The organism is Vibrio sp. CDRSL-10 TSBA (assembly GCA_039696685.1).
Lineage (GTDB): Bacteria > Pseudomonadota > Gammaproteobacteria > Enterobacterales > Vibrionaceae > Vibrio.
The window spans coordinates 58,465-80,637 of sequence record CP155565.1 but is presented as its reverse complement, the minus strand read 5'-3'; the positions used below and the strand labels follow the sequence as shown (position 1 = coordinate 80,637).

The window sequence follows — 22,173 nt, the reverse complement described above, 5'->3', positions numbered from 1 at the left end:
ATGAACATAAAAAGGGAAAAAAGGCGATCTTTCGCGTAAAATCGGGGGTATAAAACTTGGCACATATACTGCATTAATAGAAATGACCCTTATTAAGCCGAGGGTCACCTAGCCAACTGACGTTGTTAGTGAATACTTTTTGTTCACAACTTATATCAAGCCAATCGTGGTGATTACGATTGGCTCTTTTTTTATCTGCGCGGTACGATCCATCCAACTCAATACACTCTGCACGATGACGTCCCAGTCAAAAACAGAGCTGACTGAAATGTTCAGGCGCCCGGATGCCTGTCAGTAAGCGAACTCATCGCCTTTGGCAAACGAAAACCTGCTCTCGGGCTAACACATTCCCTGAACCTCAAGCATTGAACTAAAGCATTCCCTCGGGCTAAAGCATTTGCTCGAAGTAAAGCATCACCTCAAACTAAAGCATCACATTTCGCGGCGCAGATAAAATCGTTTTTGTGCAGTCCTTTGATCGAATGACTCCACCAGGTCACCGTGACTTGGCCCCACTCCAGTAAAATGGCCGGATGATGAAACTGCTCTTCAGCCAATTGCGCAATTTGGTCTGCAAACGCCCAGGCTTGCTTAAAATTTTTAAACCTATATATTTTTTCCAGCTGCGGAATACCAGCCCGGAGCATCAGCGACCAATCATCCAACTCACGTAACAATGTTTGCTGCTCGGCAGCGCTTAACGCGATGGCATCTGCACCGCACGCCTCACAGCGTAGTTTCTTCAAGCATGGCTTTCTTCCTTTGGCGTAAATAGCGGCGGCAGCAAACCTGCCTGCATCGCTTGTTCAACGTGGCTCATTAAATCCATCTTACTCAGTTCATAAAGTTGACGGATATCCTCCAGGACAAAATAGATCGGCTGCATAATGTCTATCCGATACGGTGTTCTGAGCACCCGGTGCAAGTCAAACGCGGTGCGCACGGGGGTATCACTGCCCAGGGAATAAAGCGTCTCGCCCGGAGACGACAGGATCCCACCGCCGTAGATCTTGGTCAAATCACCTTCCCGTACCAACCCGAACTCAACCGTAAACCAGTACAGCCGCGCCAGGAAAACACGTTGCTTGGCGGATGCCTCACGCCCAAGCTGACCATATTTATGGGTAAAGGCAGCAAAATCTGGGTGGGTCAGCATCGCACAGTGACCAAAAATTTCATGGAAAAAATCCGGCTCTTGCAGATAGTCAAACTCCTCGCGGCTGCGTAAAAATGTGGCAACCGGAAATTGTTTCTCCGCCAGCAGGGCAAAAAAACGATCAAACGGGATCAATGCAGGAACCGGCGCGACCTGCCAGCCAGTTTCACGTTGCAGAATCCGGTTAATTTCCGGCAGTTGCGGAACCCGGTTGAGCGGCAGATCCAGCATACTCAGCCCATCGAGGTAAGCCTGACAAGCGCGGGGGTGAATCACGGATTGCTGACGAGCAACCAGGTCATGCCATATCGCATCTTCCTGCTCGCTCCATTGCACCAACCCTTTAGTATTCACTGGCTTGGAATGATAATGTGTCATCATTCCTCTCCTTAACAATTGCGTTACATTAAGCCTATCGCCTTCACTGACTGGCGCCAATCACGACCAGTTATTCCCCGCCACCAAACTATGTAACATTTATTTTACATTGGTGTTTTTTTACTTAAATATCAGCTATCTGATCCTGTCATTCAGGTTTGACTTTAGCCAGATATGGTCAAAACTTGTTGCATCAAAGAATAATTATTGCGCCAGACGAGGACATTATGCCGAACCCGACACCATTGTGGATCCCGAGCGAGCAAAGAGTTGCCGACTCCAATATGGCGCAGTTCCTGCGTCACATTAATATGCAGGGAGAAGCGTTTGAGGATTATCAGCAACTGCACAAGTGGTCGGTGTTCAGTAAAAATAAGTTCTGGATGGAAATATGGCAGTTCTGCGACGTGATCGGCTATCGGGGCAATTGTGTCTATGGTGAAGGAATGCCTCGCTGGAAGGAACTGGTATACGCCCGGGATACCATCTGGTTTCCTCAGGCGCAGCTCAACTATGCTGAAAACCTGCTCTCTTATGCCTACCAGAGCCCAAACGACATAGCACTGTGGTTCAAAAATGAAAATGGTCAAAGTCGTAAGTTAAGTTGGCAAACGCTGTGCGATCAGGTTTCGATTGTACAGCAGTGGCTGAAACAAAATGGCGTCGGCCGCGGTGATGTAGTGGCGGGCTATCTGCCTTATATCCCGGAGTCGGTCATTGCCATGCTGGCAACCACCAGCCTGGGGGCGATATGGACCTCAACCTCACCGGATTTCGGTGTCGACAGCGTGATTGAACGTTTTGGTCAAGTGCAACCCAAGATCCTGTTCTGCTGCAACGGCTATACTTTTGGCGGTAAAACCCACCGTATGGAAGAAACGCAACGCACAGATCGTCAACACCATCAGCTCAATCCAGAATACCTGCCAGATAGAATATCTGCAGCAACGCGACTACACCCCGGACTTCAACGACACATTTTCCGACTGGCAGGCGATTCTTGCCAGTTATCTGCCGCGCGGGCTCGAATTCGAGCGAATCGGATTCAATGAGCCGCTGTTTGTGCTCTACTCGTCCGGTACCACAGGCCAGCCGAAGTGCATCACCCATTCAGTGGGCGGCACCATGCTCAATCACCTCAAAGAGCACCAACTCCATTGCGATATTCAACCCGGTGACAGGGTATTTTACTACACCACCTGCGGCTGGATGATGTGGAACTGGCACGTATCCGCACTGGCCAGCGGTGCAACACTGGTCATCTATGATGGCAGTCCGCTCTATCCGCAACCCAGCGCATTATGGGAACTGGCACAAGAAAGTGACATGACGCTCTTTGGCACCTCTGCCAGTTATCTCGCCGCACTGGAAAAAAGCGGATTTTCGCCCTGTGACTACGTTAACCTCACCGCGTTGAAAACGCTCTGTTCAACCGGCTCAGTGCTCTACCCAGAACAATTTGATTTCGTCTACTCGCAAATTAAGGCCGATTTACACTTGGCATCTATTTCCGGCGGAACCGATATCTGCGGCTGTTTTGTACTTGGCAATCCGATTTCACCGGTTTACCGCGGTGAGTGCCAGGGCGCGGGATTAGGCATGGACATTGCTGTGTTCAACGAGCAGGGGGAAGCCATCACAGAACAGCGCGGCGAGTTGGTATGCCGTAACAGTTTTCCCAATCAACCAATCGGATTCTGGCACGATAATGGTGAAGCCTATCACCACGCATACTGGGATAAATTTGCCGGCGTCTGGCACCACGGCGATGAAATCGAACAAACTGCCCAAGCCGGTTACCGTTTTTACGGTCGCAGTGATGCGACCCTGAATCCGGGAGGCGTGAGGATTGGCACGGCAGAAATCTATCAGCAAATCAATCAAATACCTGAAATCGTCGACTCGGTTGCCGTCGGCTACAACCAAGGGGATCGTGAAGAAATCGTGCTGTTTGTCCAGTTGCAGGCACCCCATCAGCTTGATAACGACCTGCAAGAAAAAATACGTCATATCCTGAAGCAGCGTTGCTCCCCCCGCCATGTGCCCGCGTTTATTTATGCGATCAGCGCAGTACCACGCACCCGCTCCGGAAAACTGGTCGAATTAGCGGTAAAACAGACTTTGCATGGCGAAGCGGTCAAAAATGTCGGCGCGCTGGCCAACCCGCAGGTACTGGAAGAAATCCGCCAAGCGCTTGGCAGACAAAGGGAGTGAAGGAATCTCACTTCGCCCGCGGCGACGTGAAAATAATTCACTACACTATTTTTCCTTAATAATGATATGCTTGCGTCATTGATGAATGGCTTTTTAGTGTTATGGATTATATTCACCTATCGAGATTCAGCTTAAAACACCTTACGGCACTGCACGTCATGCTCAGTACACGCAGCGTGACCCAGACTGCTGCCAGGCTGTGCGTCAGCCCGTCCAGCATCAGTAAAATTCTCGCTCAGTTACGTGCACTTCTCGATGATGATCTGTTTTATCGCGACGGTAATCAGCTAATCCCCACCCCCTGCGCCATCCAGATGGGCCCCGCCGTTCACAGTATTCTTTCCAGTATGAACGGAATATTACACCAGGCCAATTTTGAACCGACCCAATACAGCGGTCACTATCACCTCGCTATGCGTGAAAGTACTCTGGAACTATTTGCCGCAGACATCGCCAACATTATTGATGAGTGTTCCCCGGAATTATCGCTGACCATTCACTCCAAAGAGCATCACGGATTCGAATCGCTGCAACGTGGTGTAATAGACTTTATGATTCTGCCTCATGACATCAGTCAACCCCCGACTCATGCAAAAGATTTAGTGTGGCAGGTGATCACCGGTGATGAAATGGTGTGCCTGATGAATCCCGCTCATCCGCTCGCAGAGCAGGAAATGACAATAGAAAATTATCTGTCATGCCAGCATATTTCTATTCTGGACAAAGAGCTCAGTGAACCATTCTTTGAAAAAGCGCTCGCGCAAAATCACCGCTCCCGACAGATTAAACTGACTACGGCAGACTTCGGCGCCGCAGCCATTATGTGCCACCACACTGACCTGCTGTTTACCTGCTCGCGCCATTGGGCAAAAAACGCGAAACAGGCCAAGGGATTAGTGTGTAAATCGTTGCCGTTCGATTACGGTACCGTAGCCTACAGCCTGGTTTGGAACAAACCAAGTATGAACGATCAGGCGATGAAATGGCTGTGTCAGCGCTTAACCCAAGGCCGTTGTGACTGTGTCATTTCGGGCGACGAAATTCATCCGGTCTCGTCGCAAGACAGGGTGTGACAGGTCGCTGGTTCATTAATGGTTGCGTGGTCATTAACCGTTGAGATGCCGAGAATAACAGATGCTGCAACAAAAAAGCGGCTGCAAGTTATGCCGGCAGTTAACAAGGCAGCGGTCACAAAGTGAAGTAGGAACAAAATGAAGTAGGCATTAGAAAGCAAAAAAGGTCAGCTTGCGCTGACCTTTTTTGTTCTGTTCTTGATTATATTTTTTTAAAACCCTAGCCATGAGTTGTTAGTCAATAAACAGATTCTTTTATGTAATCTTGCAGGAAGGAGTCGCGTAACCGATTACATAACTAGAGTGTATGGCGAGATCGCGATTTCCGACAGTGAAATTACGTAAATACTCAATTTACCATTTGGAAATTTATCAATAAGCGATTGGCGCACTAGGCTTTAGGCAGATTTACCCAGAAAGTATTATGTTCATTTTCTCGCTCAAGCAGAACCACATCACCACGATGTAAGCGCGCAATATCACGTGTAATAGACATCCCCAAACCGGCCCCGTCACCTTTTTCAGTATTGGCACGATAGAAATTTTCAAACAGTTTTTCTCTGGTTTCATCACTGATGGCGGGACCGCTGTCACTGACCCAAAGATTGGCACTGCCGGCATCTTCATTGACCCTGATACAGATCTGACTGCCCTGCCCAGAGTAACGGATCGCGTTATCGACCAGATTAGTGACCAAAATGCGCAGCAGCGGCTCATCACCCAGTACAAAAATATCATCGCCTTCCAGTGACAATTCCTGTCCGTTACGCAGTGCCAGAGGCACTAATTCCGCCGTTACGTTTTGTGCCAGACGTTTCAGATTGAGGCTGGCAAACTTAAGATCATGGATGCTTTCCACTTTCGCCAGCAGCAACAGTTGCTGGATCAAACGGTCAGTCCGTTCAATGCCGCGTAAAATATTGTTCAGATCAGATTTTAACTGCTCTTCGTTCTGGCTCAGCAGGGCATTTTCCGCGTTAAGCCTTAGCACGGTCAGTGGCGTCTTCAGTTCATGAGCAGCCATGCGGGTAAAGCGGCGTTCACGCATCCAGGCCTGTTCCAGCTCTTCCAGTAATGCGTTCAGTGCCGCGACCAGAGGGGAAAGCTCCTGAGTCGGGTTGGCAACAAAAATGGTGTCGAGCCTATTAACGTTACGCTGGGTAATCGCCCGTCTCAGCTCTGTGATCGGTTCAAAATGTTTACCAATCAATAACGTCATCACCAGGGCAAGACAAGGGATCATAATCAGCTGAGGTAAAGCGGTCGATAACGCCAGCTCATGCACCATTTCATCGCGAATTGACTGCTTCTCAGCAACAATCACATATTCGGGACGAGTGTGATAATCATTGGGTAGCGGCAGCTGAAAATAGCGCCAGGACTGATGATCGATCGTCATATAGCCAAAACCGGCATAGCGGGGATCATGCGGCGTGGTGGTGATGTCGGGAATTGAGCTCCAGGTTAACTGGCCGTTGAGATAAAACTGAACCAGAATATTGCGCTCATAAGGATGACCGAACGCGGTCGCATCATCGTCATCCTTAGCCTGGGCGGAAATACGCTCCATCCACGTATTGAGCATTTCTCTGGCCTTAGTCGCCTCAAGCCCCTGTTCTTCCAAAGGAATACCAAGTAACAACAATTTGGCAGATTGGCCGAGGCGCGCATCATACACTTCTTCAATTTCGTGTTGCGAGACCATAAAACTAAAAAACAGCGAGATCAGGATCAATACCGATGACAAAACGACAACAGTGATCGTCAGACGCTGTTTAATCGAAAATTCTTTCTGACCGCTATTTTTCAATGATATACCCCACACCACGAATATTTTTTATCACATCGTTAGAGACTTTTTTACGCAGATTATGAATATGGACCTCAATCGCATTATCACTGCTGCCTTCATCCCAGCCATGCAGTGACTGCTGTAATTGCTCTTTGCTCATTACCCGCCCGGCATGAGTGATCAGCGCTGCCAGTAATTTAAATTCATTATTGGTCAGTTTGAGACGTTCTCCCTGATAATCCACCGCTTGTTCAGACAAGGACAAGGACAGCTCACCGACATCAATCCGGGTATCACAAAAGCCTGACTGGCGCCGAATCAGCACCCGCAGCCGGGCCATAAGCTCTTCCAACGCAAACGGCTTGATCAGATAATCATCCGCGCCACCATCCAACCCTTTGACGCGATCTTCGATATCATCCCGCGCGGTCAGAATCAAAACCGGCAGGGTGTAACCAGCGCGACGAATATTTTTCAACACCACCAGGCCATCCATATCCGGCAGGGTCAAATCCAATACCACCGCAGCGAAACTGCTCGGTCTTTAGCGCCACATCAACGCCAGCGCCTCGTTCAACCCAATCGACTGTAAAACCATGGCGACTCAACGAAGTCACCATGGAACGTCCCAGCAATACATCATCTTCAACCAGCAACAAACGCATTATTGTTTAAGTTCTCCGAGTTTCTTGGCTATCTCTTGCTGCCGACCTTCATCCGCCAATGGACGCTCTGGCCGCGGCTTCGCCTGCTGAGCTTTGGTCAGGTATTGAATCGCTTCCTCTTCACGCCCTTCTTCCGCCAGGAAATCGCCATAAAAGTAATTTGAGTCGATACCATCCGGATTGATTTGCAGCGCTTTAAGCAACATGGTCTCAGCCATATCGTCATCACCAAAGCCAATTGGCCAGCCCGGTACCTGATAGTATAGCGAACCTAAACTGGTATACGCGGAGCCATCTAACGTTTCTGGTGCCTGGTCAATCACTTGTTCCAGTAACACTTTCGCTTCTTTGACCAAAGACAGAGCGCCCAGGCCGCCGTCAGCGCCTGCCAGGGAGGCCTTATTTATCGCCAGCCACACTTTCAGGTCGGCCCGGTCAGGCTGCTGTTGCAGCGCCTCTTCGTTCCTTTTAATCAGATTTTCCAGGCAATACACCTGATGATCATTATCTTTTGACTGATACTGGCACACCGCCCATTTTTTCTGAATGGTCTGTAACGGGTCCGCTCCTGCAGCAGCTGCGCTGCTTATCATGCCAAGAGTCAGAGTGGCCACCGCCATGGTAGTGATACATTTCATAATCGCGCCCTCGTTATTTAGATGCCGCCTGGTTGATGTAATGGTGAATCGTGTCCTGTTGCTTGCGAATCGAATTACTGACCAGCTTGGGCAGCAGTTGATTAATGCGCGCGAACAGTTTTTCCGGCCAGCCAATCCACATCGCGGCCCGCTCTTTTTCTAAAATTGTCACCACATGCTGTGCGACCACCTCAGGAGCATCACTGTGGTTGCCCAGGCGACGGTTCATCTCAGTGACACGATCGTCATTGAGGGTGGTGGCTGTCGCCCTGGGAGCCAGATACAGCACCCGGATTCCCGCGCCATCCAATTCTCGATCGAGTGCTTCGCTAAAGCGCTGCACACCGGCTTTGGCCGCGCAGTAACTGGTGTAGCCAGGAAAACCGATCGACCCGAAGGTAGAACCGATATTGAGGATAATACCCGGACGCTGTAACCAGCCCAGAGCCGCCTGACTGGTCAGAATCGGGGTCATCAGATTAAGATGCATCTCTTGCTGCAGCGACTTAGCACAACGCTGGGCCAGAAAGCTGAACTGATTATTACCGGCGTTATTAATCAACACATCGATACGGCGCTTTTTGATCTGAGCAAGACAGAACTCATCCAAGGTTTCAATGCCATCGGGTTGGTTAAAATCGACACACAGTACCTGGTGACGTTGAGGGTAATTAAGACTGTTTTTCAACGCTTCCAGTTTATTGCGATTACGGGCAACCAGAATCAATGACGCACCTTTCGCCTCCAGAGCCAGCGCAATTTTTTCTCCGATACCACCTGACGCCCCGGTCAGTAATACCTGTTTATCCTGCAAATTCATGCTATTTTCCTTACGCCACATCCAGCAACTGGTCTGCGGTCAGCTGACGTAGCATACCGCCGTACAAACCAAACACCATGTTGGCTGAATCTATAATCGCCTGTTGATCAACCGGGTCCGTGATACGGTTCATCAGGCTTTCAAACAACTGGATATGCTCCTGATCAAGCGCGCTGTGCGAAGTCAGATACGTCATCGCCTGATCCGGCAGATTCAGCGTTTGTTTGATCAAAGCCGCAACCTGGCCACCGACCCCGACACTGGTGCCTTCCAACACCCAGACCATGCCAAAGAAAGCGATCGGATTGGCGCGATCAATCTGGTGATACAGGTAGGCAACCATCAGTTCAACCAGCACACCCACGCGCCCTGCATCCCGATTGGCACGCACCGCCGCCGCATCGCCACCGCAAGCATTGATATCATTGAGAATCCACTCGTGGTGCCCCTTTTCTTCCTCAATGTATTCACCAATCGCCTGACGCAGCCATTCATACTTTTCAGGCAACCGGCCGCCACAGGCCATCAGCAGCGGTACAGTATGCTTTACATGGTGAAAAGCCTGGGTCAGAAATGCGAGATAGGTGGCTCGATCAATGTCGCCTCGTGCACACTCGGCAAAAATCGGCGCCTGAAGCATCGCCTGCTGCGCTGCGGACGTTTCTTGTTTCAGTCGGTCAAAAAATGCAGTCATGTTGGATTCCTTATTCATTAATATAGCGGGACGAACCATGTAAACCTGGATGAGTAACGGCGGTGAAAACGATACCCGACTCCTGCTCATCCAGTTGATTCAACCACTGTTCTAAACGCTGGCGAACCGGACGACCATTACTGGTAAACAGCCCTGCCCTGTGTTTCAGCCCCGGTGCAGTCACCAGCCGAGTAATGCGTGCGTAATCAGGCAGATGCTGATTAAGCCTGGTCATACTACCCATGATGGCGTCGCTGATGTCGCCATCCAGAACGGCTGTCAGGCCGTATTGCCCCTCACCCACCACGATCATGCCCATTAAAGCGGGCATGGCCTGCGCTTCCGATTCGATCCATTCCGGCGACACATTGCGTCCGAAAGCGGTAATAATCTGATTTTTCTTACGTCCGCTGATGGTGAGGAAACCGTCTTGGTCTAATGCCCCTAAATCGCCGGTTGCCAGCCACGAATGACCGAATGGCTCACCGATATAACCCAGAGCAAGATTACCGCGCACTAGCACCTCACCATCGTCAGCAATTCTGACCTCTATATGAGGCAGTACACGGCCGCTTGTACCCGGTTTAGAATGCGATGGTGTATTGACACTGACCACCGACGCACATTCTGACAGGCCATAACCCTCAAAAGCCGGAATGCCGCATGCCTGAGCCCGCTGCAGCAGTGGCGCGGACACTCGCGCGCCACCGACAGCCACAAAAGTCAGGCTGCGGGTCAAGGCTGGTTGCAGGGTCGCAACCTGAATCAGTGCCATCAGCAGCGCTGGAGTCAGCACCAGACTGTTGGGCTGATATTGCTCCAGAGCAGCGGCGAACTGCCGGGCATCAAACTGGCTTGAACCGGATAAGCCAACCTCAGAAACCGGACAGCACCACTGAATTGGCGCCAAGCAAGATCGGCACGTAGACACCGGTGATGTTTTCCAGCAGGGTCGATAACGGCAGCATGATCAAATGGGTCTTGCAACACACGTCCGCCTGAATAGCAGCGGCGAGGGCACAACTAACCTCAATCAACTGCTTCTGCCCCAGACAAACCCCTTTCGGCTGCCCGGTCGAACCGGAAGTAAAAGTAATCTTGCTGCTGTCTGGCAGCCACTGCGGTAACCCGCTTGATAAACGCCAGACATCGAACCCTTCAATCCGATCATCGGCGATACCGTGACTCTCAAGCCACTCTCCGACCAGGAGATCAGCACCGGATTGCTGTAAGGTATGCTCCACCTGAGCCTGACTGAAAAACATCGGCACCGGAACAATCGGGATCCGCGCATACATCGCGGCCAAATCGATAATCACCCAGTCGAGGCTATTGTCCGCACGCAGCGCAATACAGTTCACAGACCAGGCTTGCAACAGCTCCGCTGCCTGCTGAACCCGCGTCAGTAACTGACTGTAGCTAAGACGGCTCTGCTGCTGTAATCCGTGCCGAGAGCCGCTGAATGCGGTGTCATCCGGCGTATGCTGCGCGCGCTGAATTAATGTGGTAATAATTTGATTCATCATAAAATACCGCCCAAACGATGCTGACGCGCAGCAAACAGCGCTTGCAGATGCTGTAGCGCACCTCTCAGATGTCCCGCCACGATACGAGGCTGATATTGATAATAATTTCCCCAGATCGTTGCTGCGTTCGGGATACGCGACGGGTCAGCCTCCGCCAAAATAACAGTGTCGAGCCCCAATCTGGACATCATGGCGTAGAGTGGATCGGTCGCGGTGAAGACACACCATTCATACCCTTGCTCGACCAGTTTCTGAGTCATCAGTAAAAAGTGCAGCGAAGAGAAACCTTTCGAGAAAGAGGCTAACTGACCAAATTCAATCAACTGATGTCGGTCGACCCGCTTAGCAAATACCTGCGCCAGCAAAACATCCGCTGGCTGGTCCAGATACTGCTCCAGAAACAGCGGTTCATCACCGGCGACGCGGTAGCCGCATAAGGATTTAATCTGGTTGTTATCCATCAGTGCCATAAACGTCGGCATAAAAGTGTCGAGCCGGGCATCAAACGCGAGCGAATAACGCTGCGCTATGTAGTGTTCAACATCGGCGCGGTCAGGATGGTTACGATCAACGATCGCAAGTTGCAGTTGATGATCCTGAAAAAAGTCTTTCATTCAAAAGCCCTCTTTGGTGACTTACCTAAAGAGCTTAAAAACACAAGCTTAAGGAAAACTTAAGAACCACAAGCTTTTCTTAAGAAAAGCAGAGGTGGCATGTAATTAATTGAAAAGTAATAAAATAAATTTGAGTAAAAACTGCAATGGAGGGGGGGTAACAGACTGGAAATAACCGACTGGCAATAAAAAACCGCAACACTAACGGGCTGCGGTTCATAGAATTGAGGGGGCGGAATCGCGCTGCTTTATTTGCGGCCGATACCCATAATGACTGGCATGACGCCTTGTGGTGTTGCCACTTCAAACGCGGTGACGGTTTCGACATCAGTAAAGCCGGCCTTAGTCAGCGTTGATTTGACCTCTGACTCGCTCAGGCCAAACTCAGGATCATCTTCCGCCACCAGCCAGTCCCAGTGCACGAACAGACCGCCTTCATCCAGTAGCGAGTATATAATTTCGGCCACTTCATCGAGATTGGCGACATAACCGCATACGGATGACGCCACCACTAAATCAAATTGTTTACGAAATGCCGGATGCTGAGCCACCAAACCGCGGGTCAGGTGATCCACCACGGGCTCCACATTCGCCAGTTCTTTTTTATCCAGCTCTTCAATCATCGCCTCTGACGAATCCAGAGAAACGATATCTTTCGCCAACGGCGACATCCACTGACTCAATAATCCGGTGCCGCAACCAAAATCAAGCACGTGCTTGCCCTCAAGGGAAGTCAGCTTATTCAGTTGCTCAAAGACGTTGTTGGCGAAAACCACGGTCGCTTCATCTTGCTCCCAGCTCGCTGCATATTCGTCCCAGTTTTGTGCCATCATGGCCTCCGTGTAACTTCTTGTCTTCAGGCTTTGTGCCCAAGTAAACTCAAACAGCCGGACTCAGGATTGGGGTAAACCAAACGAATCCCTCTGTTTGAGACGACTCAAACACTCCAAGATTAAACCAAAATAAAGAGAAGTTCATAGAGTTACCACACAATCTTGTGCTGCAGTGTCTCTACTTGTGTCAATTGGTGATAAATTCAGCACATAGGCAGCACCGAGAAAATTGTATATGATTCACACACTTTAACTCCCAGAGACCGTTATGAACTTGTCGCAGATTGAAGCATTCTGTACTATTGCAGACACCGGCTCGGTGTCCGAGGCAGCCCGCCAACTTGAGTGTAATCGCACTAAACTGAGCATGGCCATCAAAGCGTTTGAGAGTGAGCTGGGCGTCGAAACTCTTCGTGCGTACCGGCAATAATGTCAGCCTTTCCGAGGCGGGCAAGGCCATCTATAAAGATTGCGAAAGCATAATGATTACCGCGACACGGATTCGCCGCACCTGTTCTCAGGTCTCCGATGAATTTGCCGCTGAAGTATGGATAGCCCGTGACGACTCATTGCCTGACACGGTTTGGCAGGAACTCGCCCATTCGCTTAATAAACTGTTCCCCAATACCTCATTTAACCTGGTGCTGGCTTCCAGTGGTGACCTGGCCAGCTTGGTCGCGACCCAACAGGTCGATTTTGCTTTTGGCGTTGATTATGAACGTCTGGACGATGCGCGCATCAGCTATCAACCACTGGGTAAAATCCGCATGATGTCAGTATGCAGTGCCACCCATCCACTAACCAAACTCAAACGGGTAACCGATGAAGACCTGCGTAAATCGATGCAGGCGGTCATGGTGTATCTCAACGAGCAGGATAACTCCAGCCTCGGACCGTTTTCACGCCGTTATATCGGTTTTTCCAGTTTTGAATACATGCTCAGTACCATACTGACCGAGAGCGCCTGGGGGGTACTGCCTGAACCATTGATCCGCAACCATCTGCGTGAGCAGCGCCTGGCGGTGATTCGCCATACCTACGGTCTGACTCAGGAAGACTATTGCATGTTTACCCTGACCGGCAGTACCGAAGATCCGGCGATGGCCTGGCTTTCGGATAAACTGAGTGACTATCTGTTTGATTTCTAAATATCCGCTTAGTTTTTAAGTATATGATTATTTAAAAAATATATGCTGATTTTCTCTCTGCCAGTACCAATAATCACCATCGATTCAGTCCCCCTTTTTTCATGCAACTACTAACCTGCAGCTCAACGCCGAATTGGCCTTGGGCTGTTGATTGCCGGTCTGAGTGACGCATTGTCTCTTGCGTTCAACATGGCGGCATGCCACTCAGCGTCAAAATTAGTGACAGCAAAAACACACCCCATCTCTATGATTTTATTAAACAAAATCAAAAACGGTTAAATTTAAACCAACTGGGAATGCAAATCGTCGTTGTAAAAGGCCAGGTTTAGGCGAGAATAACGTCAGTTTCTTACAGGTATAAATCAAATGTGTGCTCGAACAACGTATAACGAAAAGCGTGTCCTGACCCTCTCTGCCCTTTTTGCATCACTTTTTGCAGGCGGCGGGTTAGTGATCGGTCTGCTCGTCGGCTCACTGGTGATTATGTTTGATGGTGTTTATTCACTGGTCAGCCTGCTGTTAACATTATTGTCGCTCGCGACATCACGTTACATTATGAAACCGTCTGATGAACGTTTTCCGTTCGGACGCGCGGTGCTCGAACCTGCCGTGATTGCGGTTAAAGGTGCGGTGATTCTGCTGGTGGTGGGTTACTCGCTTTACTCTGCAATTGGTGCCATGTTCACCGGCGGACGTGAAGTCGATGCGTCGATTGCCACTGCATTCGGTGCCATCAACGTGATCGGTTGTGGTTTTGCATGGTGGTACATGGCATCACTGAACAAACGCCGTACTTCTGGTCTTATCGATGCTGAAGTGAAGCAGTGGCAGATGGATGCCATGTTGAGCGTTGCAGTGACCGCTGGTTTCGTGATTGCCTGGGGAATGTCACTAACACCTTTGGCACCTTACGCAGTGTATGCCGACCCGATGATGATGTTAGCGATGTCGTTTTACTTCATCAAAGTACCGTTCCAAATGCTGACTTCAGCTCTGCGCGAAATCTTCCTGATGGCGCCGAGTAAAGAGATTTGTCAAACCGTTGACCAAAGTGTATTTGATGCCGGTAAAGAGTCCGATCAGGAAATAGAACTGGCCGGTGTGACCAAAGTAGGTCGCGAACTTTGGGTCGACGTCGATATTTACCCGGACAGCAGTGAAGTGATTTTGCTGGAAGATATTGAACAAACGCGCGAAACCATTAAAAAGCGCCTGGCCAAGCTGCCGCTGAAACTGCAGATCACCGTTAACATTGCGACTTGAGACAGGTAACATCGCTACTTGAGATTACTGCTCAAGATCGCGGCTAGAGATCATCAGCTAAGTGCGCCAATTAAGGTTAGCCAGGCCCACGTTCGGTTGATAAGCGGTTAACTGAGCAAACTAATCTGATAACAAGTAATCAGATAACAAACACCCTGATAAAAAGCGACGTGCCAAACCACGTCGCTTTTTTATGTCCGGACCCAAAGCAGTGATAAGCTAACCACAGCGATCGCTAAACCGTTTTCTCCGTTGGAGATACGCTTGGCTGCTCCGCCGCGGAGCTATGGCGGGTTACCCACCAGCACACTAAAGATGCCAGCGTCACCATCACCACTCCCTGCCAGAAATGGCTGCCCAGCACCACGCCAAGAATCAGGCAGGAAAACAGGGTCGAAAATACCGGGGTAAAATATGACAAGGTTGCCAACAGCAGCATATTACCGGCCAGAATCGCCTGATTCCAAAGCGCATAGCCGCTGCCCATCACCACAGCAGTGAGCACAAGCGTCAGAGCGGACGGAACGGTGAACTGCAGCGCGGGTTCATCTCCTGATACATATTTCACCCAAAGAATGAGCGCCGTAGCGATAAAAAACAGAGTGACTGCATTCTGACCATTGGCAATCACCCGGGTGACGTTGCAATACACCGCCCAAATCACGGCGCCCAATGCAGCCATGGTATACGCCATCGGATTGCCCGACACATTGCCGGCAATTTGCTCCAGCGATAAACCGCTGTCACCTGAAATCGCCCAGGCAACACCGAGAAAAGCGACCAGGATACATGGATAAACCCAGCGGCTGACAGGTTGCCGACTGGAAATAACGGTAAACAGTACGGTCAATGCCGGCCACAGGTAGTTAATCACCGACATTTCCAGCGCTTGGTGACGGGAGTGTGCCATTCCCAAAGCCAGCGCAAGGCAAATCTCGTAGCTGACAAACAGCGCCCCGCCGATGATAAGATAGCGCAAGGAAAAGCGATTAATGCGGGGAATCCCCATCACCCCGACCAGAAACACGCTGGCAACCGTATAAATCAGGGCAGCCCCGCCGGTCGGGCTGAACTGCTCCGCGACCATACGAACTAAACCCGCAACGCAACTCCATAATAATATGGCTGCAACACCGTAAACGGTACATATGTGCAGTGCCAAAACAGGCTCCGGAAAAGTAATCAGAAAAGAGAACGAACTTTAACTGAAATCGTCAGCACAGAGAAGTATCCCTACCATTATTAAGGTAACGAATAATACGCGCAGGTGTACCACCAACCAGGGTATCCGGCGGCACATCATGATTGACCACAGAATTGGCCGCCACCACAGAAACGGGCACCAATCGTGACGCCCTGATTGATCACGACGTTGCCGCCAATCCAGACATCATCTTCGATCACAATCGGCTGACTGAATGCCTCCCATTCACGGCGATGTCGGTAATCAAGAGCATGAGAAGGGGTATAAAACTGGCTGTTAGGACCGATAAGGACATGATTGCCAATCGTAATCGGTGCATTATCCAACATGGTCACATTCATATTTATAAACGTTCGGCTGCCAATGGTAATCGTCTTACCAAATTCACAGTAAAACGGTGCCTGGACGATACTGTCGGCACCAAATGCAGCAAACAGTTCTGTTTGCAACTTATGCCGCTCAACATCACACACACTCTGATTGATCTCGACTTTCAGTTCGGTCGCTCGCTGGCGTAAAGTCGCGATAGCTTGATCGTTCGCATCGAAAACCTCACCGGCAATCATCTTTTCTAATTCTGTCATCGGGCACCTCATGTTATTACTGCAAGAGTACCCGGATTGTGTGCGGAAAAAAGAGAAAAACTCGCGGGTTAACTTTCCCTGTTTAGATATACCAACCCTGTTTAGAGATACCAGCCCCTGTTTAGAGATACCGGCAGCACTCAACCAGCACAGTCAAAAGACCCAGCCAAACTCGCGGGCCACCAAACTCACGTGAGCCAGCACCGAAGCGACTATGGGTTGCAGAGTCTGCATTCCCTGCGGGGTCAGACTCCAGCCTACCAGAGCGATGTGAATGACAATAACGATGAATAACAGCGTGCTATACACCAAGGAGCGAGCCTGCAACCGAAACAGATAAGCACCGGTCAGAGCGCCCGGCCATCCACCGATACCGCACAAAAACAGCATGGCAGCATCACCCGTCACGGGCTTGTTATGCCTTTCCGCACGCCACTCCAGCACACAAACCAGCCAAAGCAGACTCGTCAAAATAAGATAGAACAGCCCAACTTGCAGGGGATAGGACCAAAACAGAATGCCGCCGACCAGCGCGGCTAAAAACCACACTGACAACAGAGTCAGCCACGGGCAGGGACGCAGGCTATCCAGCTGCAGCGCACGGCTGTTGCCCTGCGCATCCTCTACAATGCGAAAACGAACCGGACGTCCGGCACGCAGGCTGTCGACCGAGCGGGACACATCCTGTCGGTAGAACTTGATACGCCGGGCATCCTGTTCAGGAGTAACGTAACCGTATCCCTGAGCGGCATACCACTCAGTGATGTGACCTTTGACTGCCATACTAGTAATGATAGATTTATCAGACGTGCGCTAAGCATAGTCAAAGCACTGAATTTGAGGAAAGAAAAAACCGGGCTTTCACCCGGTTTCTCATTTTTAAGCACGGCTTGTTTTTAAGTCACGCTTCCGATCAGCAAATTTCCCAGCTATGGGTCATTTCCACTCCGGCCCCCAGCATCAGACATACCGAGCAGTATTTTTGCAGCGAATCCGCGGTGACCTTTTCAACCACCGACTCATCGAGTTGCTGGCCGGAGATCACAAAGTGAATATTGACTTTGGTAAACAGACGCGGCGCCGTGTCACGACGCTCAGTAGTCAACTTTGCGATGCAGCTGTGTACTTGTTGCTCGGCAGATTTAAGGCCATCAACCACATCAACCGAGCTGCAGCCACCCGCAGCCATCAACACCATCTCCATCGGGCTTGGCGCAGTCGCACCGCCGTTACCATCCATCACCACACAATGACCGGACTGAGATTCACCAATAAATTTAAAATCTTCAACCCACTTAACTTGTGCTTCCATAGTTACTATCACTTCTTTTGCTTTAACACGTCTTATAATACCAACATCAGCGAGTTGAGTGCTATACGCATCAACAGATATCCGGCCCAGACAGCGAAGACGCTCAGCACGCCACCAATCAGCATGAACAAACCGTCACGCTCTATGATTCCCAGCGCAAATAAGATAATCGCAATATTAGGGGGAAAGTTGACAAAAGGCAGCGGCATCACTGCAACAGCAGATAACAGACAAATGATCACGCCGACAACGCGCCGCGCCATTGAGTTGGACAGAGGTTCCCAACGCGGTTTGATGTATTGCTCTACCCGCTCCAGCCACGGTCGCATCTCTTCGATAAAACGCAGAGTTTTATGGCGGTTAAGACGACGACGCTGAATCAGTTTCGGCAGACGCGGGGACTGGAATCCAACAATGATTTGCAGGCCGAGCAAAAAAATGGCAAATCCGGCGAAAAATGAAATGCCGGGAATTAATCCGGCCAGACTCAACATGATTAACAGCGCCCCGTAAGAAACGCCGTTTGAGCGATTCCAGCAATTCTCCAATCGAAAGGTAGGTATCAGGATGCTGTTGCAGGGTCTTGACTAACAACTCAGAGGTTTTTTCCACACTCACCACACTATTTAACCGACAACACTGTTTAACTGACAATACTGTTGTCATCGACAAAGCCATTGTCATCAACCCAGCTATTGTCATCGACCAGACTATTGCCATCAACAAGACAATTTGCATCGTTGTGATAACGATGATTGCGTGCGATGTAACTTGCCATAAACTCAGCGCACCAATGTCAGCTTATTATCAACCCATAAAAGAAAACCCCACCAAGCTCGCGCCTGGTGGGGTTCAGTTCTTACTCGCAGCAATCCGGCTACTAGAGGTGCTCCCTGCATCAATTCCTTGATAGTTTGCTGTGTCCTTCAGCGCATTCCGTTTCATCGCCTTCCTAGCGGTGTCCCTGACTCTGTCATCCTGACAGACTTACGCTTTAGTCCTTTAAGCCGTCCATAAACTTTCCTTCATAACCATCCTGGTTACGTAGCATCCAGCTTATGTCCTTTGCTATCCATGCCGATCATTCATCCTGAATAACCGAATCTTCGTCCTGAAGATGACCTGTCCCTGGGTCTTTCCTGTTCCATGTCTGCATCCTGCCGACAACTTGAGATTACGATATCGGCCAATTTGAGCAAGCGCTAAAAACGGCCATCCCGGCTGAGAATCGGTATCAATTAAATATTAATTCATAATAAACAAAACGTTATAATTACAATATCTCACTTACCTTACGACTTAACAGCTAAAGTCTCACATAACGTGTAAGAGATCTCGCACAAAGCCAATCCTAAAATGGCTAATCGGCAGCAAACTAGCCCCCGAATAAAAGTTGATGCGGATCTCACTATTAATGCGATGATATCAATCATAAAGCGTACAAGAAGCCAGCGATTACGCATCTTGGCCTTGTGACCACGTATTTTTTCTAGACTCATTCAGTTAAATTAAGGATATTAGTCACATAAATACCTAGGTGACGACCAATAACGATTCAGGTGAGGAAACCACGCAATGATTTCTAAATGGGCACAACGCTTTTACCAAATGGCAGAACTCGTTGGTTCCTGGAGTAAAGACCCTTCGACCCAGGTCGGAGCGGTGATCACGAAACAAAACCGCATCGTTTCGGTCGGCTTTAACGGCTACCCGCACGGTATTTCAGACAGCGCAAACACCGATGACCGAGATATGAAATATCTCAAGACATTGCATGCAGAAGAAAACGCAATTCTGTTCGCAAAACGGGATCTGGACGGTTGTGAAATCTATGTCACTCACTTTCCGTGCCCGAACTGTGCGGCCAAAATCATCCAGACCGGCATAGCTGCCGTGCACTGCCCGGAACAATCAGAGGACTTTTTGTCCCGCTGGGGTGACAAGATCCAAGTCAGCCAGGACATGTTTCTTCAGGCCGGCGTAAAAGTAAACTGGCTGCCGATTGAAGAAACTCAGCTCGATTACAGAGATTCGCCTGCCCTCTTAAGGTTTTGTCCGGCGCGATAATCAAAAGGTAAGCTCTCCACACGGAGGGCTTCTTTTTTGCAGATTCTTTTTTGCAAAGAACAACTCTCGCATTCAGCCAATTATTCTGAATACCTGCCGTTCGACCGTCTCCAAAATGAGACTAGCCCCAGGTTTCAACCAAAGCTGTCAATATATTGACTTACATTCGCTATTCCTGAATTACACTCAGCGTAAATTGTTGCTTCACCTTTGGCGTTCGCCGTCATTTTGTTGTCACAACGCGCCCGGAATCAAGACAGATGTCGCTCCAAGGCAGAATTACTCACAGGAATTTGCATGTTATCTGCATCCAGTCAGGCCGTTTCAGGATCGCTTTTGCGGGGCTTATTGCCTCTGTTTTATCTTGCTGCAGTCGCTATTGTCAGTCATTCACTGTTGGTGGTACCCCAGACGGTAGCACCTTATCTGTATGCCTACCCGCTGTGCCTGTTACTGGCTTTTGTCAGTGCGAACTCAAGACTCAAGATGCTGGCAGCACTGACCGCTCTGGGCTGTGTCATCATGGCAAGCCACCAATCATCGTCTGCTGCGCTGCAGGAAACCTTTATCCTGATCCCTCTGACCTATTTGATTCTGTTTCCGGGCACCCTGTGGCCAGTCATCGCAGCGCTGCTTTTAGTTATAGCCAGCTTGTCTCATTACTCTTTCCATTCGGCGACTTTCGGTGACTACTTATTGGATGCGATGGAGCTTGTCTCGATTTCAATACTGGCAACGCTCGGCGTGTACTATAAACAAAAGCTGCAGTCTCAGCTCGAACGCTATCGACGCGACAGTCTGACCGATTTTCTTACCCGCCTTGCCAACCGTGCCGCGTTTTTAAATGACACCAAACGACTGGAATCCCAATACCACCCCGAAGAGCACTATGCTTTGTTGCAGCTGGATATTGATGATTTCAAACTGATTAATGACACTTTGGGCCATCATCAGGGCGATATACTACTCGCAGGACTGGCGGAACGTCTTAACCAGCTGAACCTTGACTGTGACAAGTTGTACCGTCTCAGTGGCGACGAGTTTGCGCTCATTATAACAGGTGACCAACACATCCGGGCCAAAGCCGATCAGGTCGCTCACCGTATTCTCGCTGCCTGCAGCCAGGCATTTTTTCTCAATCAGCGCTACTACAGTATGACACTGAGCATCGGCGTGGCTCTGTTTGAGGACGCGATGTACGACAGTGATATCTGGTGCCGTAATGTGGATATCGCACTGCTGCGCGCTAAACAAAAAGGCAAGAATCTGGTGCAGCATTTTGATGAAGAGTTAATCGGAGAAACCATCCGTAATTATCAGCTCGAACGTGAACTGAGCACGGCGATTAACCGCCAGCAGTTACATCTGGAGTATCAACCTAAAGTCGACGTTTTCAGCGGACAAGTGACAAGTGCTGAAGCGCTGATACGCTGGCACCATCCTGATTTAGGTCAGGTTAACCCGGAGCAGTTCGTGGCAATTGCGGAAAAAAGCCAGCAAATCATTCCCATCGGGCGCTGGGTGATTGAGACTGCCTGTCGCCAGGCCAAAGCCTGGCAGCAACAGGGCCACGATATCTGTATTGCCGTTAACGTATCTGCGGTCCAGTTTCTTTACGACGATATTTTTCAGGTCATCTCCCAGACTCTGCGGGATACGGACCTCGATCCACGGTTGCTCCAGCTCGAAATCACCGAAACCACTCTGATACAACAGCCACAAAGCGTCAGCCAGACTTGTGATGAATTACGTCGTATTGGCGTGCGCATTGCAATCGATGATTTTGGTATTGCTTACTCATCGCTTAATTACTTAAAACAACTACCGATCGATGTGGTTAAGATCGACAAATCTTTCATCGATGACTGTGTTGAGGATCACCACGACCATATGCTGGTCAGAACCATCATCCAACTCGGCCATAACCTCGGAAAAGTGGTCACCGCTGAAGGGGTAAACAGCCGTGAACAATTATCACTACTGGCTGATGAGGGGTGTGACGACTATCAGGGCTATTACTACTCACCGCCTCTGAGAGCAGAACAATTCATCACCTTGATTACGCGCGAGCAGGCAACTCAAACACTTTCAATGGGTCGCCACTAGTTCAATGAGTCTCTACTAGTTCAATAAGTCGCCATTAGGCCACTTCAAGCTCGTTAAAGATATCAAACAACTGTTTGGACTTATAA

Annotated in this window: 19 protein-coding genes and 4 pseudogenes; 6 read left to right on the top strand and 17 right to left on the bottom strand. The window is 49.7% G+C overall.

What is annotated here, in order from left to right:
* Window positions 1–419 precede the first annotated feature (419 nt).
* Window positions 420–746, bottom strand: coding sequence for a 4a-hydroxytetrahydrobiopterin dehydratase (locus ABDK09_00425; protein ID XAW87964.1), 327 nt, complete (start codon window positions 744–746; stop codon window positions 420–422).
* Window positions 743–1,534, bottom strand: coding sequence for a phenylalanine 4-monooxygenase (gene phhA, locus ABDK09_00420; protein XAW88489.1), 792 nt, complete (start codon window positions 1,532–1,534; stop codon window positions 743–745). Before phhA ends, ABDK09_00425 begins: the two co-directional genes overlap by 4 nt.
* A 227-nt stretch (window positions 1,535–1,761) precedes the next feature.
* Between phhA and ABDK09_00415 the strand changes: the two are divergent.
* Both ABDK09_00415 and ABDK09_00410 read left to right on the top strand, forming a co-directional pair.
* Window positions 1,762–3,748: pseudogene (locus ABDK09_00415) on the top strand (acetoacetate--CoA ligase).
* 101 nt (window positions 3,749–3,849) lie between these two features.
* Complete coding sequence (locus ABDK09_00410) at window positions 3,850–4,821, top strand: LysR family transcriptional regulator (protein ID XAW87963.1); 972 nt, start codon at window positions 3,850–3,852, stop codon at window positions 4,819–4,821.
* Window positions 4,822–5,212: 391 nt separating this feature from the next.
* Here the strand turns inward: ABDK09_00410 and ABDK09_00405 are convergent, their stop codons facing one another.
* The 9 genes and pseudogenes from ABDK09_00405 to ABDK09_00365 all read right to left on the bottom strand — a co-directional run bounded on the left by ABDK09_00405 (window position 5,213) and on the right by ABDK09_00365 (window position 12,400).
* Window positions 5,213–6,631 (bottom strand): ATP-binding protein, encoded by a 1,419-nt coding sequence (locus ABDK09_00405; GenBank protein ID XAW87962.1) that lies wholly within the window; start codon window positions 6,629–6,631, stop codon window positions 5,213–5,215.
* Window positions 6,621–7,278 (bottom strand): annotated as a pseudogene (locus tag ABDK09_00400) (response regulator). The gene ABDK09_00405 and the pseudogene ABDK09_00400 overlap by 11 nt, the downstream one beginning before the upstream one ends.
* On the bottom strand, window positions 7,278–7,916 hold the full coding sequence (locus tag ABDK09_00395; GenBank protein XAW87961.1) for a hypothetical protein: 639 nt from the start codon (window positions 7,914–7,916) through the stop codon (window positions 7,278–7,280). Before ABDK09_00395 ends, ABDK09_00400 begins: the two are co-directional and overlap by 1 nt.
* A 13-nt stretch (window positions 7,917–7,929) precedes the next feature.
* Window positions 7,930–8,736 (bottom strand): SDR family oxidoreductase, encoded by an 807-nt coding sequence (locus ABDK09_00390; protein ID XAW87960.1) that lies wholly within the window; start codon window positions 8,734–8,736, stop codon window positions 7,930–7,932.
* Between the two features lie 10 nt (window positions 8,737–8,746).
* Window positions 8,747–9,430, bottom strand: coding sequence for an iron-containing redox enzyme family protein (locus ABDK09_00385; GenBank protein ID XAW87959.1), 684 nt, complete (start codon window positions 9,428–9,430; stop codon window positions 8,747–8,749).
* Between the two features lie 10 nt (window positions 9,431–9,440).
* Window positions 9,441–10,340: an AMP-binding protein gene (locus tag ABDK09_00380; GenBank protein ID XAW87958.1), complete on the bottom strand. Its 900-nt coding sequence runs from the start codon at window positions 10,338–10,340 to the stop codon at window positions 9,441–9,443.
* Window positions 10,306–10,956 (bottom strand): AMP-binding protein, encoded by a 651-nt coding sequence (locus ABDK09_00375; GenBank protein XAW87957.1) that lies wholly within the window; start codon window positions 10,954–10,956, stop codon window positions 10,306–10,308. Before ABDK09_00375 ends, ABDK09_00380 begins: the two co-directional genes overlap by 35 nt.
* A complete protein-coding gene (locus tag ABDK09_00370; GenBank protein ID XAW87956.1) occupies window positions 10,953–11,570 on the bottom strand; it encodes a thermostable hemolysin in 618 nt (205 codons plus the stop codon). Before ABDK09_00370 ends, ABDK09_00375 begins: the two co-directional genes overlap by 4 nt.
* A gap of 248 nt (window positions 11,571–11,818) precedes the next feature.
* On the bottom strand, window positions 11,819–12,400 hold the full coding sequence (locus ABDK09_00365) for a methyltransferase domain-containing protein (protein ID XAW88488.1): 582 nt from the start codon (window positions 12,398–12,400) through the stop codon (window positions 11,819–11,821).
* A 271-nt stretch (window positions 12,401–12,671) separates the two neighbouring features.
* On the opposite strand from ABDK09_00365, the pseudogene ABDK09_00360 reads away from it, so the two are divergent.
* A pseudogene (locus tag ABDK09_00360) lies at window positions 12,672–13,551 on the top strand (LysR family transcriptional regulator).
* Window positions 13,552–13,917: 366 nt separating this feature from the next.
* Window positions 13,918–14,814, top strand: a complete 897-nt coding sequence (locus ABDK09_00355; protein ID XAW87955.1) for a cation diffusion facilitator family transporter — start codon at window positions 13,918–13,920, stop codon at window positions 14,812–14,814.
* 235 nt (window positions 14,815–15,049) lie between these two features.
* Here the strand turns inward: ABDK09_00355 and yddG are convergent, their stop codons facing one another.
* The 6 genes and pseudogenes from yddG to ABDK09_00325 all read right to left on the bottom strand — a co-directional run bounded on the left by yddG (window position 15,050) and on the right by ABDK09_00325 (window position 18,692).
* A complete protein-coding gene (gene yddG, locus ABDK09_00350; protein ID XAW87954.1) occupies window positions 15,050–15,976 on the bottom strand; it encodes an aromatic amino acid DMT transporter YddG in 927 nt (308 codons plus the stop codon).
* A 52-nt stretch (window positions 15,977–16,028) separates the two neighbouring features.
* Window positions 16,029–16,602: pseudogene (locus ABDK09_00345) on the bottom strand (sugar O-acetyltransferase).
* Between the two features lie 153 nt (window positions 16,603–16,755).
* Window positions 16,756–17,385 carry a DUF1294 domain-containing protein gene (locus ABDK09_00340; GenBank protein ID XAW87953.1) on the bottom strand — a complete coding sequence of 210 codons (630 nt, stop codon included), beginning with the start codon at window positions 17,383–17,385 and terminating at the stop codon, window positions 16,756–16,758.
* 130 nt (window positions 17,386–17,515) lie between these two features.
* On the bottom strand, window positions 17,516–17,914 hold the full coding sequence (locus ABDK09_00335) for an OsmC family protein (protein XAW87952.1): 399 nt from the start codon (window positions 17,912–17,914) through the stop codon (window positions 17,516–17,518).
* A gap of 32 nt (window positions 17,915–17,946) precedes the next feature.
* Window positions 17,947–18,408: an exopolysaccharide biosynthesis protein gene (locus ABDK09_00330; protein ID XAW87951.1), complete on the bottom strand. Its 462-nt coding sequence runs from the start codon at window positions 18,406–18,408 to the stop codon at window positions 17,947–17,949.
* A 149-nt stretch (window positions 18,409–18,557) separates the two neighbouring features.
* The gene (locus tag ABDK09_00325) at window positions 18,558–18,692 is read right to left on the bottom strand and encodes a hypothetical protein (GenBank protein XAW87950.1); all 135 of its coding nucleotides are present in this window, start codon (window positions 18,690–18,692) and stop codon (window positions 18,558–18,560) included.
* A 797-nt stretch (window positions 18,693–19,489) separates the two neighbouring features.
* Between ABDK09_00325 and ABDK09_00320 the strand changes: the two genes are divergently transcribed.
* Together ABDK09_00320 and ABDK09_00315 are read left to right on the top strand one after the other, a co-directional pair.
* Window positions 19,490–19,981 carry a cytidine/deoxycytidylate deaminase family protein gene (locus ABDK09_00320; GenBank protein ID XAW87949.1) on the top strand — a complete coding sequence of 164 codons (492 nt, stop codon included), beginning with the start codon at window positions 19,490–19,492 and terminating at the stop codon, window positions 19,979–19,981.
* A 297-nt stretch (window positions 19,982–20,278) separates the two neighbouring features.
* Window positions 20,279–22,087: an EAL domain-containing protein gene (locus ABDK09_00315; protein ID XAW87948.1), complete on the top strand. Its 1,809-nt coding sequence runs from the start codon at window positions 20,279–20,281 to the stop codon at window positions 22,085–22,087.
* Window positions 22,088–22,173 lie beyond the last annotated feature (86 nt).